Origin of the sequence: Roseinatronobacter sp. NSM (genome assembly GCF_052379845.1) — a bacterium.
GTDB lineage: Bacteria > Pseudomonadota > Alphaproteobacteria > Rhodobacterales > Rhodobacteraceae > Roseinatronobacter.
Map to the genome: position 1 here is coordinate 221,910 of NZ_JBQTCF010000001.1, position 14,533 is coordinate 236,442.

Sequence of the window (14,533 nt, forward strand, 5' to 3'; positions counted from 1 at the left end):
CATGGCCTATCGCATGAACCGCCGCCAGCTTCTGACCCGCGCATTGGCGCTGGGCTGCTCTGCGGCGGCAAGCCCGTTGGTCACACCGATGAGTTTTGCCGCATTGCCCGGTGACCGGCGGTTGGTGGTTATCGTTTTGCGCGGCGCCATGGACGGGCTGGACGTGTTCCGCCCCGTGGGGGACCGCCATCTGGCCAGGCTGCGCCCGTATCTGGCGCAGGAAAACCCGCCGCTGGCGCTGGACAATTTCTTTGCGCTGCATCCGGCGCTGTCGGGGCTTATGCCGCTGTGGCAGGCGGGCGAAATGGCCTTCGTGCCTGCAACCTCCACCCTGTATCGTGACCAGCGCAGCCATTTTGACGGACAGGACCATCTGGAAGCCGGGACCGCAGGCATATTGCCCCCCACGCTGCAGCGCGATGGCTGGCTGAACCGGCTGGTCGCGCAACTGCCCGGTGCGCAGGCGCGCACGGCTTTCGCGCTGGGGCGTGAACGCATGCTGATTCTGGAAGGGCAGGCGGCCATCACCCAATGGTCACCGGGCACCGATCTGGACCTTGGCCCGCAAAACCGGTTGCTTCTGTCCTATCTGTTCCAGAATGACCCGCTATTTGCCGAAGCGGGCCAGATTGCGCTGGACATGACCGCCTCTGGTCTGGACGATGACGACGACATGCCCGCAGCAGGTGACGCCACGGGGCTGGGCGCATATGTTGCGCGCCAGTTGCTGGACGATGCGCGCATCGCCAGCTTTTCGCTGACAGGCTGGGACACCCACCGCGACCAGCACCGCGCGCTTCTGCCCGCCCTGGGGCGGTTGCAGGACGCCATTGTGGCGCTGCGCGATGGCTTGGGCCGCGCATGGGGGGAGACCATTGTCATGGCGATGACCGAATTCGGGCGCACAGCGCGCGAAAACGGCGCGCGCGGCACGGACCACGGGACAGGGGGCGCATTGCTGCTGGCCGGCGGTGCCTTGCGGGGGGGGCGCGCCATCGGGGGGTGGCCGGGGCTGTCGGATCAAGACCTGTATGCAGGGCGCGACCTGATGCCGCTGTCAGATATCCGCGCCTATCCTGCATGGGCCATGCATGACCTGTTCGGCCTGCCGGTGTCCAGCATCGAGCGGCATGTGTTCGCACGTCTGGACATGGGTGACAGCCCGCGCCTGTTTCTATAGGCTGCGCAGGTCATGTATCTGCGCGTCCGGGCAGGCGCGCCGCGCGATGTCGCATAAATGTGCATGATGGGTCAGGTAGATGACCTGCCCTTTGCGCGCCATCTGGCCCAACAGCCCGAAGGTGGCGTGGGACCGGTCGTCATCGAAGCTTTCCATGATGTCATCGGCGATGAACGGCACCATCGGGCGTTGGTCGGCAAGTTCCAGATAGCCTGCAATCCGCAGCGCCAGATATAGCTGGAAACTGGTGCCCTTGGACAAGGTGTCCACAGGTTTGGACGCGCCGCGCGCATCCTGGGCAATCAGCAGTTCGCGTGCCCCGTCCGGGCGGGTGCTCAGGCCCGTATAGGCGCCGCATGTCAGCGTCGTGAAAGCATGGCCCGCGCGGTCCATCATGCTGGAACGGTGCGTGTCGCGGTAGTGGCGCAGCGCCTGTTCCACGGCCACAATACCGGCCTGCCGGCCCAGATAGGCGCGCGCTTCGTCCTGAATTTGCAAAATCAGGGTCTGGCGTTCTTCTTCCAACCGGGCGGCGGCATCATCCAGCCCTACGCTGTCCAGGTCCTTTTGGGCGCTGGCCAGTTGGGCATAGGTTTCGCGCAACACCTGATCTTGTGCCTTCAGCGTTGCCGCAAGGGTGTCGCGTTCGACTGTGGCCGCCTGCACGTCAAGGGTGCTCAGGCGCGTGGTTTCCGCCGCCAGATCGTCGCTGTGCAGATGGCGCGTCAACTCATCGCGGGTGTCGGCCAGTCGGGCGCTTGCGTCATTCGCGCGGGTAATTCTGGCGATCTCGGCGGCTATATCATCCAGCGACAGGGGCGCGAACTGCGCGCGCAGCGGCTCGGTTGCCTGATCAAGGGCCTGACTGCGCCGCATCAGCGCCTCCAGTTCGCTTTGGGCCTTGTCGCGGGTTGCCATCAGGTGCGCGCGCTGGGCGGCCATGTCCTGTGCGCTGCGCAACCTGTCACGCAACCGGGGCCATAGCACGCGCGGGTCTGCTTCGGCGGGCATGTCCAGATCGCGTGCGAGCAATGCCAACTGGTCGCAAAAGGCGCGTTCGTCCTTGCGGATGGCGTCAATGCGGTGGGACAGGTCGCGTATTTCGCTGCGCAAGGGGGCCAGTGTTTCCAGCGTTTTCAAAATGGCGCGCACCTGCCCAACTGGCAGGGTGGGCGTGATCCATGTTTGCGCCAGTGCGGCTGTCCAGCGCGTTTTCCAGTCGGCGCGGGCCTGGTGCACCTGTTCCAGCGCGCTGTGTCGGCGCGTCACATCTGCCCTTGCGCGTGCCAGTGTCGCGCGCCGTTCTGCCAGACGTGCGGCATCGGCGTTCAGGGCCTCGGCCTGTGCGAACAGCGCTGTGTAATCGCTGTCGCTGACCGGTGTCTGGCCCAAGGCGCGCAGGGCCCCGGCCAACAGGTCGCAGGCATGCGCGCGTCGGGCTGTGTGTTCATCCAGCAGTGCGCGGGCCTGCGCTTGCGCAGCGCCGGCTTGCAATGCTGTCTGGCGCAGGTCCAGCCATGCCAGCAGGTCCGCAAGGGACCGCCCCGCGGCAATGCCCGAAGGCAGAACGCGGCCCCAGAGCGTCGCAATCTGTTCCTTCAGGTCCGCCAACACCCCGTCGGCACTGGCCTTATGGTTTTGCGCCTGCACCAGTTCGGCCTGCGCGCTGCGCAGCTGTTCCAGACGTTCCGCCATGCGCGCGGCGTCAATCATCTGGGCGCAGAGCGCGTCATGCGCGGCCATCGCGTCCGCGAATTCAGCGGCAGAGGTGTCGTCCATCCGGCCACGATGCGCGGCCCACAGCCGGTCGCGCGCGGCGCGTGCATCTGCCAACGCGCTGGCCGTTGGTGCGCGGTCATCGCCCAAGCCCCCTTGTGCGCGTGCCACAAGGCTGCGCAGGCGGTTGGTTTCCGCATCAGCCAGGCGTGCTGTGCTTTCGGCTTGGGCAATCTGTGCGTCCAGGGCGCGCAGGTGCCCCGCGGATGGCAGCTCAAGGCTGCGCAGCGCATCGATTGTGCCTTGCCATGGTAACAAGGCGCATATGGCCTGTTCACAGGCCACGCGCGCGCTATGCCATGCGCTTTGCGCATCGGCATGGGCACGCTGCGGTGCGGTTGCGCGCAGGTCGGGCAAAAATGCGTGCAAATGCGCCTGTGCCTGCGCCAGGTCCGCCGCGGGCGGGGCCGCTTCGTCATCGCCTGCAAGCTCGGCAAGGGTGTCGCGGGCCTGCGCCAGTTCCTGCGCGGCGTTGCGCGCGCGGCGGGTCAGGTCGGCATCCTGTTCGATAAGCGTGTCCAGCGTGTCCAGAGCGGGCACAGAAAGGGGCGTTGCGTCCTGTGGCTGGATATCCAGCCCCAGATCAGCAATGATCTGCGCAATCCGGGCCTGCAGGGTGTCATACTGCGCGATGCGTTTGGGCAGATCATCTTGTTGTTTCACAATCGCGCCGAAACGGGCCTGCAGATTGTCCAGATCAGGGACATGGCGCAGGGCGGCCAAATCAGGGGCAAGCGCTTCAAGCTTTTGGTGCGCCTCTTCCGCCACGGCCTGCGCTTGCGGTGTCAGGGCCGCAAGACTGGTGCGTTCGTGCTGCCAGTGCGGCAGGTTGGCTGCCCAATCCGCAGGCAGGGGCGCGGGGGGCGGCAGTTGGGCCAGTATCTGTTCCTCGCGCTGCAGTCGCGCCAGAATGGGCAGCGCGTTCAGGTCGTGGTCTAGCGCATCGTGCCGCGTTTGTGTCTGCGCCCGCGCGGTCAGGGCGCGTTGATAGGCCAGTTCGGCAGTCTGCACATCATCACATAACTTGCGCCACGCGCCGACCTGCAGATCGACGGCCTTGCGCGCCTCGGTAAGGTGTTTCAGGCGGTCCTTATGGGCGTGAAGCTGGGTTGTGCGGGCACGGGGGCGGAACCAACTGTCATTTTGCGCGCGCAAGTCGCGCAACCGCGCGCCCAACTCGGCCAGCCCTGCTGTGGCCTGAAACAGCAACTGTCCCAGATCCCCTTCGCTGGCCAGAATGCTGTCGCCCCCTTTGACCAGTGTAGTATCGTCCAGTGAAAACATGGTTGTGTAACTGGCGCGGTCCAGCCCCCCCAGAAGCGCTGCAAGAACGGATTCTGCAACTGGCTGGTCAGTGCTCGCATTCAGCAATGTGTTCACATTGCCCTTGATGCGCGCCAGCGCATGGGGCGTTCCTGACGGGTCGCGCAAACTGGCCTGCACGCGCAGGGCGCGCTTTTCATGCAGGAAATCAAACGGTGTCTGGTTGGGAAACCCGAACAGCAGGTCCAGCCAAGCCGCCAGCAGGGTGGACTTTCCCGCCTCGTTCGGGCCAAAGATGATATGCAGATCGGGCGCGCCCTGCGCCGCTTCTGGCAGCGACAGGGTTGCATTGGTGAAATGGCCATATGCCGTCAGGCCCAGTGCGTCCAGCCGCATCAGCGCGTGCCCCCCAGACGGGCCAGAACCTGCGCCAGCCCGTCATCGATGATGGCAGGGTCCAGCTGGTCGAACTGCGCGCGCAGGGCGGGGTCGGGGGGCAGTGCGGCTTGCAGTGTGGCGCGCATCTCCTCCAGTGTGGCGGTGAAGCTGTCGGAATGGCGAAAATCATCGTTAATCAGGGCGGCAAGCTGTGCAAGTTCGCCTGTAACAGATGGTGTGTTGCCCAGATCCAGCACCAGTTTTTCCACCCATGTCTGGCCCATGCCGCGCGCCAGTTCCTGCGCTTCCGCAAGGGCAAGATCCTGATCGCGCAACAGGCGCTGGGCAAGCGGTGTAGCCCCCGTCAGGCGCAGGCGGGCCACCAGATGGGGGGCGCGGCGGTCGGCGCGTTCCAGCGCGGTGCGCATGCTGGCCAGCAGGTCGTTCCAGTCATTCATCCCCGTGACATCCACAGGCACAATGCAAAAGGCCGCCAGCGCGACGCTGCGTTCTTCCAGATTCAGCGCGCCGCCATCATCGACGGTCACCAGCGTGACAGACCCGCCGTCAACTTCGCCAATGTCGCGCCCTTGGGGGATGCCGGGCATGACCACACAGGCCGCGCCGGGATACACGGCGCGTTTGTGGATATGCCCCAAGGCCCAGTAATCAAACCCGCTTGCCTGCAGGTCGGACAGCGCGCAGGGGGCATAGGGGTCATGCCCTGCCGCCCCGTTCAACGACGTGTGCATCAGCCCAATGTTGACCGCATCGCCAACCGGGGGGCGGTATTTGGGCAGCAGGCTTTCAGGCGCTTTGGGTTCACGAAAACTCAGGCCATGAACGGCAATGCGCTGTGGTCCATGCTCCAGCAGTTCCAAGCCCGCGCGCCCGTCAAACAGATGCACACAGGGCGGCAGGGTCAGTTCGCGGGTAATGCGGCTTTCGGCGTCATGATTGCCCCGGATAAGGAAGGCGCGAATGCCCGCCTCATTCAGCCGCGCCAGTTCGGATGCCAGAAACCGTGCGGTTTTCATGCTGGTTTGCGACCCGTCATACAGATCACCCGATATCAGCAGGGCGTCCACGCGCTCGGACAGGCACAGATCAATGATATTGCGCAGCGCCATGCGCGTGGCCCCGCCGACCAGACTGGCAAGGTCAGGATCGCGCAGGGCCAGCGACCGCAGCGGGCTGTCCAGATGCAGGTCAGCGGTATGAATGAAACGAAACGCCATGCTGTGACAGTGCCTTGGTTCGTGCAAGTTCGCAAGGGCGGGAAGATTGCGTAGGGGGGCTGGGCAGCGGGAAGCTGGTCCGAAAGGGGCATTCGCACTTGGATGAAGCCCGCGCACTCGGTGGGCCGGGGTCTGCCGATCCGACATTGGTAGCACTTAATGCAGGCGGCATATTCCTGACTTCAATCGCTTGGCGTGCCTTCAGGTCATCGGCAGGCCGCGGGACGGCCCGCCGAGTGCGCGGCGGGCTGCGCCCTTGATTCCGCGCTTTGGAATACTCTCCAATGTCCCCTTAAGGCCAAACGCATGGGGATTACGCGCGTTCCTGCCCTGAATGGTCCGCCAGCACCTCATCCACCCAAGCGGGCACGATCCGGCTTGCGGGGCCAAGACGCGCCTCTCCGAACAGCCCCGCCGTGGCCGAGGGGTCAAGGTTCAGCTCCAGCGTGGCGGCCCCCGCAGCCGCAGCTTGCTGCACAAACCCCGCCGCCGGATAGACATTGCCCGATGTGCCGATCGCCACAAACAGGTCCGCGCGCATCAGGGCGCGGTCGATCCGGTCCATATGATAGGGGTATTCCCCGAACCACACGATGTCCGGGCGCGTGGCAGCCTGCGCACAGGCGGGGCAGGGGGCGGACGGGGCCATCACCTGCGGCGCGTCCCATCTGTGGCCGCAACCGGCACATAGCGCGCGGTTCAACTGCCCGTGCATATGCACCACATCCCGCGCGCCCGCGCGTTCCAGCAGGTCATCGACATTCTGTGTGACCAGACACACGCACTCGGGCGCGGCGCGTTGCAGGCGAGCCAGCGCAGAATGCGCCGCGTTGGGACTGGCCGCCAGACAATTCGCGCGCCGCGCATTATAGAAGTCGTGCACCAGCGCGGGGTTGCGCGCGAACCCTTCGGGGGTGGCCACATCATTCAGGTCATATTTGGTCCATAACCCGTCCTTGTCGCGGAATGTGCCCAGCCCGCTTTCGGCAGACAGGCCCGCGCCGGTTAAAATGACGATATTCTGCATGGCGGCCTACCTTGCGTTCAGATGGTCATGGATGACCTGCGCCAGTGTTTCCGAAATGCCGCCCACTGCCTGCAAATCCGACAGGCCCGCCCGCGCCACTGCCTTGGCCGACCCGAAATGCGCCAGCAGCGCGCGCTTGCGCCCCGCGCCCACGCCCGGAATATCATCCAGCGGTGATGCGCTGACGGCTTTTGCGCGTTTCGCGCGGTGCGTGCCAATGGCGAAACGGTGCGCTTCATCGCGCAGGCGCTGGACGAAATACAGCACCGGGTCATTATGGCGCAGCGCGAAGGGGCGGGTGCCGGGGCGGTGGAATTCTTCCTTTCCTGCGTCGCGGTCAATGCCCTTGGCCACACCGACCACCGGAATGTCATCTACCCCCAGATCGGCCATGATTTCAGCCACCACGCTGACCTGACCTGCGCCGCCGTCGATCAGCAGCAGATCAGGCCATGTGTCGCCCTGGCGGTCAGGGTCTTCCTTCAGCAGGCGCTGGAAGCGGCGGGTCAGAACTTCCTTCATCATGCCGAAATCATCGCCCGGTGTCAGGCTGTCGCCGCGAATATTGAACTTGCGATACTGGCTTTTGATGAACCCGTCACGCCCGGCCACAATCATGGCGCCCACGGCGTCAGTGCCCTGAATATGGCTGTTGTCATACACCTCGACCCGGTCGGGCGGGCCATCCAGCCCGAAGGCTTCCGCCAGCCCGTCCAGCAAGCGGCCCTGCGCGGCAGTAGATGCCATGCGCATGGCCAGACTTTCGCGCGCGTTGCGCAGCGCGTTTTCCACCAGTTCCGCCTTCTCGCCACGCTGGGGCACGGCCAGTTCCACCTTGCGGCCCGCGCGTTCGCCAAGGGCGGCGGCCACCAGATCGGCGTTTTCCAACTCATGCGACAAAAGCAGCAATCGCGGGGGTTCCTTGCCATCATAAAACTGCGTCAGGAAGGCTTCCAGAATTTCGGGCTCTTCTGCGCCGGCACCGGTGGCGGGGTAGAAATCGCGGTTGCCCCAGCTTTGATTGGCGCGAATGAAAAACACCTGCACACAGGCTTGCCCCTTTTCCAGATGCAGGGCGATGACATCGGCTTCGGTCACGCCGCGCGGGTTTACGCCCTGGGATTGCTGCACATTGGTCAGCGCGCGAATGCGGTCGCGCAGGGCTGCGGCGCGTTCAAATTCCATATTGTCAGATGCGGCTTGCATATCCTGCGCCAGTTGCGCCTGAATGCGCGTGCTTTTGCCCGACAAAAAGCGTTCTGCATCGGCCACCAGCCCGGCATAGTCATCTTCGGTGACATAGCCCACACAAGGCGCGCTGCAGCGCTTGATCTGATACAACAGACAGGGCCGCGTGCGGCTGTGAAACACGGAATCGGTGCAGTTGCGCAGCAGGAACACGCGCTGCAACTGGTTCAGCGTGCGGTTGACCGCCCCTGCACTGGCAAAGGGGCCGAAATAGCTGCCTTTGACCGAGCGGCGCCCGCGATGCTTGCGCAATTGCGGGAATGCGTGGTCCTTGGGCAGCAGGATATAGGGAAAGCTTTTGTCGTCGCGCAGCAGCACGTTATAGCGCGGCTTCAACTGCTTGATCAGGTTCTGTTCCAGCAACAGCGCTTCGGTTTCCGTGCGCGTGGTCAGAAACATCATGCTGGCAGTTTCCGAGATCATCCGCGCAATGCGCGCCGAATGCCCGGAGGGGCGGGCATAGTTCGATACGCGCTGGCGCAGGCTTCTGGCCTTGCCGACATACAGCACTTCGGATTTTTCGTTCAACATGCGGTAGACGCCGGGGGAATTGTCCAGCGATTTCAGATAAGACTGAATGCAGGCATGACCGCGCGGCGAGGTGTCGGAAAATTCCGTTGGCGGGGGGCTGTCAGGCATTGCGCGTCGTCCTTGGTGATTCTGCCTTTGTCTGCAATGTCCGGGGCGATCCTGCAACCGGAATCCTGTCCACTGAATCTGTGGATAAGTCTGTGGGCGAAAACTGTAACTGAACGATTTTCCCTTGAATCTCTGCCAGTTTCAAGCGTTGCCTAAAAAATAGGCAAAAAATTAACCCTTTGTTTTTAAATGTAAATTATATTAATATCGGGCAAGCTACTGAATCTTCTTAATAAATGGTTACGGTTTTGTGACTGCGCGGTGAACAGTGCACAACTTGGTTAAGTGCCGCATGCCAAAGGGCTAGATGTCCAGCATATCAGCGGTTTTCCAGCCCAGATGCTGGCCGCCATCAACACATAAAAGCTGGCCTGTAACTGCCGGTGCATCCACGAAAAAACCCAGCGCCGCAGTAATGTCCGACAGGTTCGCGCCGCGTTCCAGAACCGTGCTGCGGCGGCTGTGCAGATAGGCGTCTTCGGGCTGATCTGCCGCTTGCAATGTCGGGCCGGGGCCTATGGCATTCACCCGGATATGTGGCCCCAGTTCTTGTGCGGCCATGCGCGTGAAGGCCCAAAGCCCCATTTTGGCGATGGAATAGGTCATGTGTTGCGGTGTCAGCCTGCGCACTTTCTGGTCAATCATATTGACGACCAGTCCTTGCGCCACGGGTTCGCCCTGCGCATCGGGCAGGGCGGGGGGGCATTGCGCGGCAAAGGCCTGTGTCAGCACAAAAGGCGCACGCAGGTTTGACATCATGTGCCTGTCCCAGCTGGCGCGCGTGGCATTGGCAATGCTGTCTTCTTCGAAAATCGAGGCATTGTTGACCAGCACGCTCAGCGCGCCGGTTCCAAGCGCCTGCACAGCGTCCGGGACGATCCTGTGCAAGGCGTCCTCATCCAGCAAATCGGCTTGCACACAGACGGCCTTGCGGCCCATCGCCCGAATATCGTCCGCAACACTGCGCGCGGCGTTGTGCGAACTGGCATAATGGATCGCCACATCATAGCCGCGCCGCGCAAGATACAGCGCCATTTCGCGCCCAAGGCGGCGGGCTGCTCCGGTGACAAGGGCGTTGGGCATGGGTCACACTCCGAATTGTGTCAGTGCCCAGATGTAGCCCGCATATCCCAGAAGCAAGGCCACGCCCCACATGCGCGATATGGGTTTTTCTGCCCATATGAACGGCACCAGAACCAGCGTTGCGGCCAGCATGACCCAAAGATCAAGCTGCACCATCTGCGCGGGTATGGGCATGGCCCCGAACAACCCTGCAACCCCCAGAATAAGCGCCAGATTGAACAGGTTTGACCCGATGATATTGCCCAGCGCCACGCCCCCTTCACGCCGGATGGCGGCCATCAGCGTGGTGGCCAGTTCCGGCAGGGATGTTCCAATGGCAACAATCGTCAGCCCGATCATCAGGTCGGATACGCCCAGCACCTGGGCAATATCCACGGCACCATCGACCAGCAGGCTTGCCCCCAGCGGCAGGCCCGCAACGCCCAGCACCGTGAACAGTGCAATCTTTGCGCCACTCATCGACAGGTCGGCGCCTTCCAACTCCTCAGGGGTGGTGCGCGCCTTGCGGCCGCGGCGTATGCTGTCGGCCATAAACAGCGCAAACGCGCCCAGCAGCACCAGCGCTTGCCAGCGACCAATGACGCCGGTCAACGCCAGCCCGGTGAACAAAAGCGTCACCGCCAGCATCATCAGGTAATCGCGCTGCACTTCGCGGGTGATCGCCAGCGCCGAAATCAGGGCCGGTGCGCCCAGAACCAGCAAGATATTGGCAATGTTGGACCCCACGACATTGCCCAGCGCCAACCCGCCCGCATCTTGCAGCACCGCGCGGACCGAAACCAGCAATTCAGGTGCAGACGTGCCAAAGGCCACGATGGTCATGCCGACCATCAGCGCGGGAATCCCCAGCCGCAGCGCCAGATTGACCGCGCCCCGAACCAGAAAATCCCCTGCCACCAGCAGCACGACAAGCCCCGCCGCAATTTGCGCAAGGTCAATCAGCATTCAACACCTTTCAAGATTATCAGCCCTTGCACTGGCAGGAATCGCCGTTCAGCAGGAACTTGCCACAGGTCTTGCATTTGCGCGGGCGCGGCAATTTTGCCTGCCGCAAGCGGTCCAGCGGGGTCTTGTGCGCGGGGTTCAGGAATTTCTGAACCGCGCCCATAATGATGATAAACACCAGAAAACCCGCCACAATTTTAATCAGCATGGGCGGCTACATCCCGTATTGCGCATAAAGGCTGCGTTCTTGCGACAATTCCAGCGCGTCTGACATCAGGCCCAGACCCAGCCGCGACAGAAGCGGGCGGCGAATGCCGTAATGGCGGAAACGAACCTTCCGGCCATAGCGGGCCTGCATCATGGGCACCATGTGGCCCAGCCCGTCCGCCAGACCCAGATCAACCGCGCGCGTGCCCACCCAGAATTCGCCGGTGAACAGGCTGTCATCCTGCACCAGTTTTGTGCCGCGCCGGTCCTTGACCTGCGCAATGAAATTCTGATGCACCTGATCTTGCAACTGGCGCAGGCGGGCCACGTCCTGGGGGTTTTCGGGTTGGAAGGGGTCAAGCTGTGACTTGGATGTGCCCGACGTGTAGACGCGCCGTTCAATACCATGACGGGCCATCAAGTCGTGCAGGCCAAACCCCGCCGAGATGACACCGATGGACCCGACAATTGAATTCGCGTCCACATGGATATCATCGCCCGCTGTTGCCAGCCAATACCCGCCCGACGCCGCCAGATCCTCGACAAAGGCATGAACGGGTATCTTCACCTCCTGCGCCAAACGGCGGATGCGCGCGGCAATCAGCGCGCTTTGGACCGGGCTGCCGCCGGGCGAATTGATGACCAGCGCCACTGCGGCGGGTTTGCCGCGCCGGAATGCCGCTTCTATCAGGGGGGCAAGGCTGGCATCATTCAACCGCCCCGGACTGGTGCTGGCCGCAATCATGCCCTGCAGCCGGATAATGGCCACGGACGGTTTTTTGGGAAGGAAGGGTAAATTCATGAACATAAGCCTGCATGTAAGGTGCGGCGGGGGGGGCAACAAGACTACTGCCCCCAAGATTATGGCATTGCCTGCGATTTCTTCTGTGCGACTGTGCCCGCCACGCCATGGGGACATCGCGTGGCATGAAACCCCGCCGCGCGTGGGGGGTCACAATAACGGACTGGCCAGTGCCAGCGTGTTGTTGCGCAACTGGCGGATGAAGGACCAGTTGGCCACATCGGCGCGGTCAATCCGGCGGGCGCGCGCAATATAGCTGCGCTGGCGCGCATCAAGGCAGGCCGTAAAATCCGCGCATTGAAACAGTAGCGAATTTTCATAATTCAGGTCAAAACTGCGATGATCCAGATTTGCGGTTCCGATCATGCCGAATTGGCCGTCCACCGTGACAATCTTGGAATGGATCAGGCCGGGGCCAAACAGGTGGATGCGCACCCCTGCGCGCAACAGGTCCGGATACAGGCTTTCGCTGGCCGCCCCCACGATCACGCTGTCATTGCGGGCTGGCAAAATAAGGTCGGTCTGCACCCCGCGTTCGGCTGCCGAACAGATGGCCGTGTGCAAGGCGGGGTCGGGCACATAATAGGGCGTTGTCAGCATAAGCTGTTCGGTGGCCGCATAGATCATGGCGCGCAGCGCGTCTGACGGGGTGGTATAAATGTCGTCCGGGCCGGAAGCGATGACCTGCGCTGTGACCTTGCCATGCGGCGCGGGCCGCGCGGGGGTGCGCAGCATATGGCTAAGGTCTTCGGCGTGATGTGTCATCCAGTCATGCAAGAACACGGCCTGCTGTTGCTGCACCACCGGCCCTTCCAGCCGAACCAGAATATCCACCCACGGGGCGAAGCGGCGCTTTATCGCAAAAGCCGCATCGGCGCAGTTGCGGCTGCCCACCCAACTGAGGGTGTTGTCCACAACGATGATCTTGCGGTGGTTGCGCAGATCAATGCGCTGGAACAACAAGCTGATGAACGGATTGCCGACAGGGGCCGCGCGTTCCAGCGACACACCCGCCGCGCCCATCAACTGCCACAGGTTGGACCGGATCAGACGGCGCGCGCCGTGATCATCGACCAGCACCCTGCAGGTGACGCCCCGGCGCGCGGCATCCATCAATGCCTGTGCCATGCGGGTTCCGGTGTCATCGGGCAGCCAGATATAGAACAGCACATGCACATGCTCGCGCGCCTGCGCAATTGCGTCAAAAATATCGTGCATCATGGCGTCGCCCTCGGCCAGAAGGGTCATGTGATTGCCCCATAGGGGGGGGAACTGGCTTGTGGCATGGCCCGCCGCAAAAGCGGGGCGCGCCGCACCTGTGCGCAAGATCATGTTTTCGGGCGCCGCCAGTTGCGCCGCGCGCAGTTTGTTGCGCACCTCGCGCATGCGTTCGCGCCCCGCGCGCGCCAGCCGGATTTCGCCAAACAGGAAATAGGCCGCGATTCCCGCCCCCGGCAGTGCCGAAATGACCGTCACCCATGCCAGCCGCGCCGACGGGGACAGCCCCGCGCGCAGCAACGCGCGGATGATGAAACCCACTTGCAATATCACAACAAGAACAACTGTTGCGCCAGCCATGGCCTGTTTCCTGACGATCTTGTTCCCGGACGATCTTGCGAAAAAGCGGGACCCGCAACTTCGCACAGAACATTTGACAAAACATACTAAAACGGTGCTTTGCTGATATGGTTCCGCGCAGCACCCCTTCCATACGATAAGGTGTCACAGTGTCATGTCGTCGCGTCATTGTCACCCTGCGCCTGATCTGCTTGAAGCGATACACAGATGCGCCAGTTTGCCATCAGGTGATTTGATTTTCGGGGATATGATCTGCCATGTTGCATGCATTGAGTTTTGACCGCTTTGTTGCCCCCGCGCGTTTGCGCCCGCAAATCTGGCGTTTATGTCTTGGTCTGGTGGTCCTGACCGCAGTGTATCTGGGCTGGATGGCATTGATGGGCGCAGCGGTCATGGGCGCTTCGATATGGCTACAGGGCGCGTCCCGTCTGGATGTCATGGGCCTTGGGTCCACCCCGGCATCGCTGGTTGCAATATTGTTCACCTTCACCGGCTTGGCGCTGGGCGCTTTTGCTGCGGCCCGGCTGGTGCATCATCGCAGTATCGCCAGCCTGTTTGGCCCCTGGCAGGTAGTCTGGCGGGATTTCGGTGTCGGCTTGGGCATCTTTCTGGCGCTTTCGGTGCCGGGGGTGGTGTATGTCGTGCTGTCTGTCGATCTGGGGCGCGGTGTGGCGTGGACAGTCTGGTTGGCGTGGTTGCCGGTGGCACTGGTGGGCCTGCTGATTCAGACAGGTGCCGAAGAAGTGGTGTTTCGCGGGTATCTGCAGCAACAGCTTGCGGCGCGGTTTGTGTCGCGTTGGGCGTGGATGGTGCTGCCTTCGGTGCTGTTTGGCCTTATGCACTACGCCCCCGATGAGATGGGTGGCGCCGTGTGGATGATTGTCTTTGCCACCGGGTTTTTCGGGCTGTTGCTGGCGGACCTGACGGCGCGCAGCGGGAGCATTGGTCTGGCGTGGGGATTGCATTTCGCCAATAACCTGCTGGCAATGTTCGTGTTCACCACCGGCGAGGCATTGGACGGGCTGGCGCTGTATCGTTTGCCCTTTGGCCTGAAGGATAGCGATGTCATTGCGTATATGGTGGGGCTGGATGTGGCGGGTATGGTGCTGGTCTGGGCTGTGTGCCGCTGGTGGCTGCGCGCTCGCTGATTGCAATTCCCGCGCGTGGCG

General features: G+C 62.8%; 11 protein-coding genes. 2 read left to right on the top strand and 9 right to left on the bottom strand.

What is annotated here, in order from left to right; translation table 11 throughout:
- The first annotated feature begins 1 nt into the window (after position 1).
- Positions 2-1,180 carry a DUF1501 domain-containing protein gene (locus tag ACTZWY_RS01035; RefSeq protein WP_444788805.1) on the top strand — a complete coding sequence of 393 codons (1,179 nt, stop codon included), beginning with the start codon at positions 2-4 and terminating at the stop codon, positions 1,178-1,180.
- On the opposite strand, the gene ACTZWY_RS01040 is transcribed toward ACTZWY_RS01035, so the two are convergent.
- The 9 genes from ACTZWY_RS01040 to cls form a co-directional block, all read right to left on the bottom strand.
- Positions 1,175-4,615, bottom strand: a complete 3,441-nt coding sequence (locus tag ACTZWY_RS01040) for an AAA family ATPase (protein ID WP_444788806.1) — start codon at positions 4,613-4,615, stop codon at positions 1,175-1,177. The genes ACTZWY_RS01035 and ACTZWY_RS01040 overlap by 6 nt on opposite strands.
- Positions 4,615-5,835, bottom strand: a complete 1,221-nt coding sequence (locus ACTZWY_RS01045) for a metallophosphoesterase family protein (RefSeq protein WP_444788807.1) — start codon at positions 5,833-5,835, stop codon at positions 4,615-4,617. The genes ACTZWY_RS01040 and ACTZWY_RS01045 overlap by 1 nt, the downstream gene beginning before the upstream one ends.
- A 313-nt stretch (positions 5,836-6,148) precedes the next feature.
- Positions 6,149-6,862, bottom strand: coding sequence for an NAD-dependent deacylase (locus tag ACTZWY_RS01050; protein ID WP_444788808.1), 714 nt, complete (start codon positions 6,860-6,862; stop codon positions 6,149-6,151).
- 6 nt (positions 6,863-6,868) lie between these two features.
- Positions 6,869-8,749 carry an excinuclease ABC subunit UvrC gene (gene uvrC, locus ACTZWY_RS01055; RefSeq protein ID WP_444788809.1) on the bottom strand — a complete coding sequence of 627 codons (1,881 nt, stop codon included), beginning with the start codon at positions 8,747-8,749 and terminating at the stop codon, positions 6,869-6,871.
- Positions 8,750-9,052: 303 nt separating this feature from the next.
- A complete protein-coding gene (locus ACTZWY_RS01060; protein WP_444788810.1) occupies positions 9,053-9,832 on the bottom strand; it encodes an SDR family oxidoreductase in 780 nt (259 codons plus the stop codon).
- A gap of 3 nt (positions 9,833-9,835) precedes the next feature.
- Entirely contained in the window at positions 9,836-10,777 is a 942-nt protein-coding gene (locus ACTZWY_RS01065) for a calcium/sodium antiporter (RefSeq protein ID WP_444788811.1), read from the bottom strand.
- Between the two features lie 19 nt (positions 10,778-10,796).
- Positions 10,797-10,985, bottom strand: coding sequence for a hypothetical protein (locus ACTZWY_RS01070; protein WP_444788812.1), 189 nt, complete (start codon positions 10,983-10,985; stop codon positions 10,797-10,799).
- 6 nt (positions 10,986-10,991) lie between these two features.
- Positions 10,992-11,792: a S49 family peptidase gene (locus tag ACTZWY_RS01075; RefSeq protein ID WP_444788813.1), complete on the bottom strand. Its 801-nt coding sequence runs from the start codon at positions 11,790-11,792 to the stop codon at positions 10,992-10,994.
- A 144-nt stretch (positions 11,793-11,936) separates the two neighbouring features.
- Entirely contained in the window at positions 11,937-13,364 is a 1,428-nt protein-coding gene (gene cls / locus ACTZWY_RS01080) for a cardiolipin synthase (RefSeq protein ID WP_444788814.1), read from the bottom strand.
- Between the two features lie 257 nt (positions 13,365-13,621).
- On the opposite strand from cls, the gene ACTZWY_RS01085 reads away from it, so the two are divergent.
- Positions 13,622-14,512, top strand: coding sequence for a lysostaphin resistance A-like protein (locus ACTZWY_RS01085; RefSeq protein ID WP_444788815.1), 891 nt, complete (start codon positions 13,622-13,624; stop codon positions 14,510-14,512).
- Positions 14,513-14,533 lie beyond the last annotated feature (21 nt).

Excerpts from the sequence above, each read along its gene's own strand:
- uvrC (WP_444788809.1), bottom strand. The coding sequence starts at position 8,749 with ATGCCTGACAGCCCCCCGCCAACGGAATTTTCCGACACCTCGCCGCGC.
- ACTZWY_RS01065 (WP_444788811.1), bottom strand. The coding sequence starts at position 10,777 with ATGCTGATTGACCTTGCGCAAATTGCGGCGGGGCTTGTCGTGCTGCTG.
- ACTZWY_RS01085 (WP_444788815.1), top strand. The coding sequence starts at position 13,622 with ATGTTGCATGCATTGAGTTTTGACCGCTTTGTTGCCCCCGCGCGTTTG.
- ACTZWY_RS01035 (WP_444788805.1), top strand. The coding sequence starts at position 2 with ATGGCCTATCGCATGAACCGCCGCCAGCTTCTGACCCGCGCATTGGCG.
- ACTZWY_RS01060 (WP_444788810.1), bottom strand. The coding sequence starts at position 9,832 with ATGCCCAACGCCCTTGTCACCGGAGCAGCCCGCCGCCTTGGGCGCGAA.
- ACTZWY_RS01075 (WP_444788813.1), bottom strand. The coding sequence starts at position 11,792 with ATGTTCATGAATTTACCCTTCCTTCCCAAAAAACCGTCCGTGGCCATT.
- ACTZWY_RS01045 (WP_444788807.1), bottom strand. The coding sequence starts at position 5,835 with ATGGCGTTTCGTTTCATTCATACCGCTGACCTGCATCTGGACAGCCCG.
- ACTZWY_RS01070 (WP_444788812.1), bottom strand. The coding sequence starts at position 10,985 with ATGCTGATTAAAATTGTGGCGGGTTTTCTGGTGTTTATCATCATTATG.
- cls (WP_444788814.1), bottom strand. The coding sequence starts at position 13,364 with ATGGCTGGCGCAACAGTTGTTCTTGTTGTGATATTGCAAGTGGGTTTC.
- ACTZWY_RS01050 (WP_444788808.1), bottom strand. The coding sequence starts at position 6,862 with ATGCAGAATATCGTCATTTTAACCGGCGCGGGCCTGTCTGCCGAAAGC.
- ACTZWY_RS01040 (WP_444788806.1), bottom strand. The coding sequence starts at position 4,615 with ATGCGGCTGGACGCACTGGGCCTGACGGCATATGGCCATTTCACCAAT.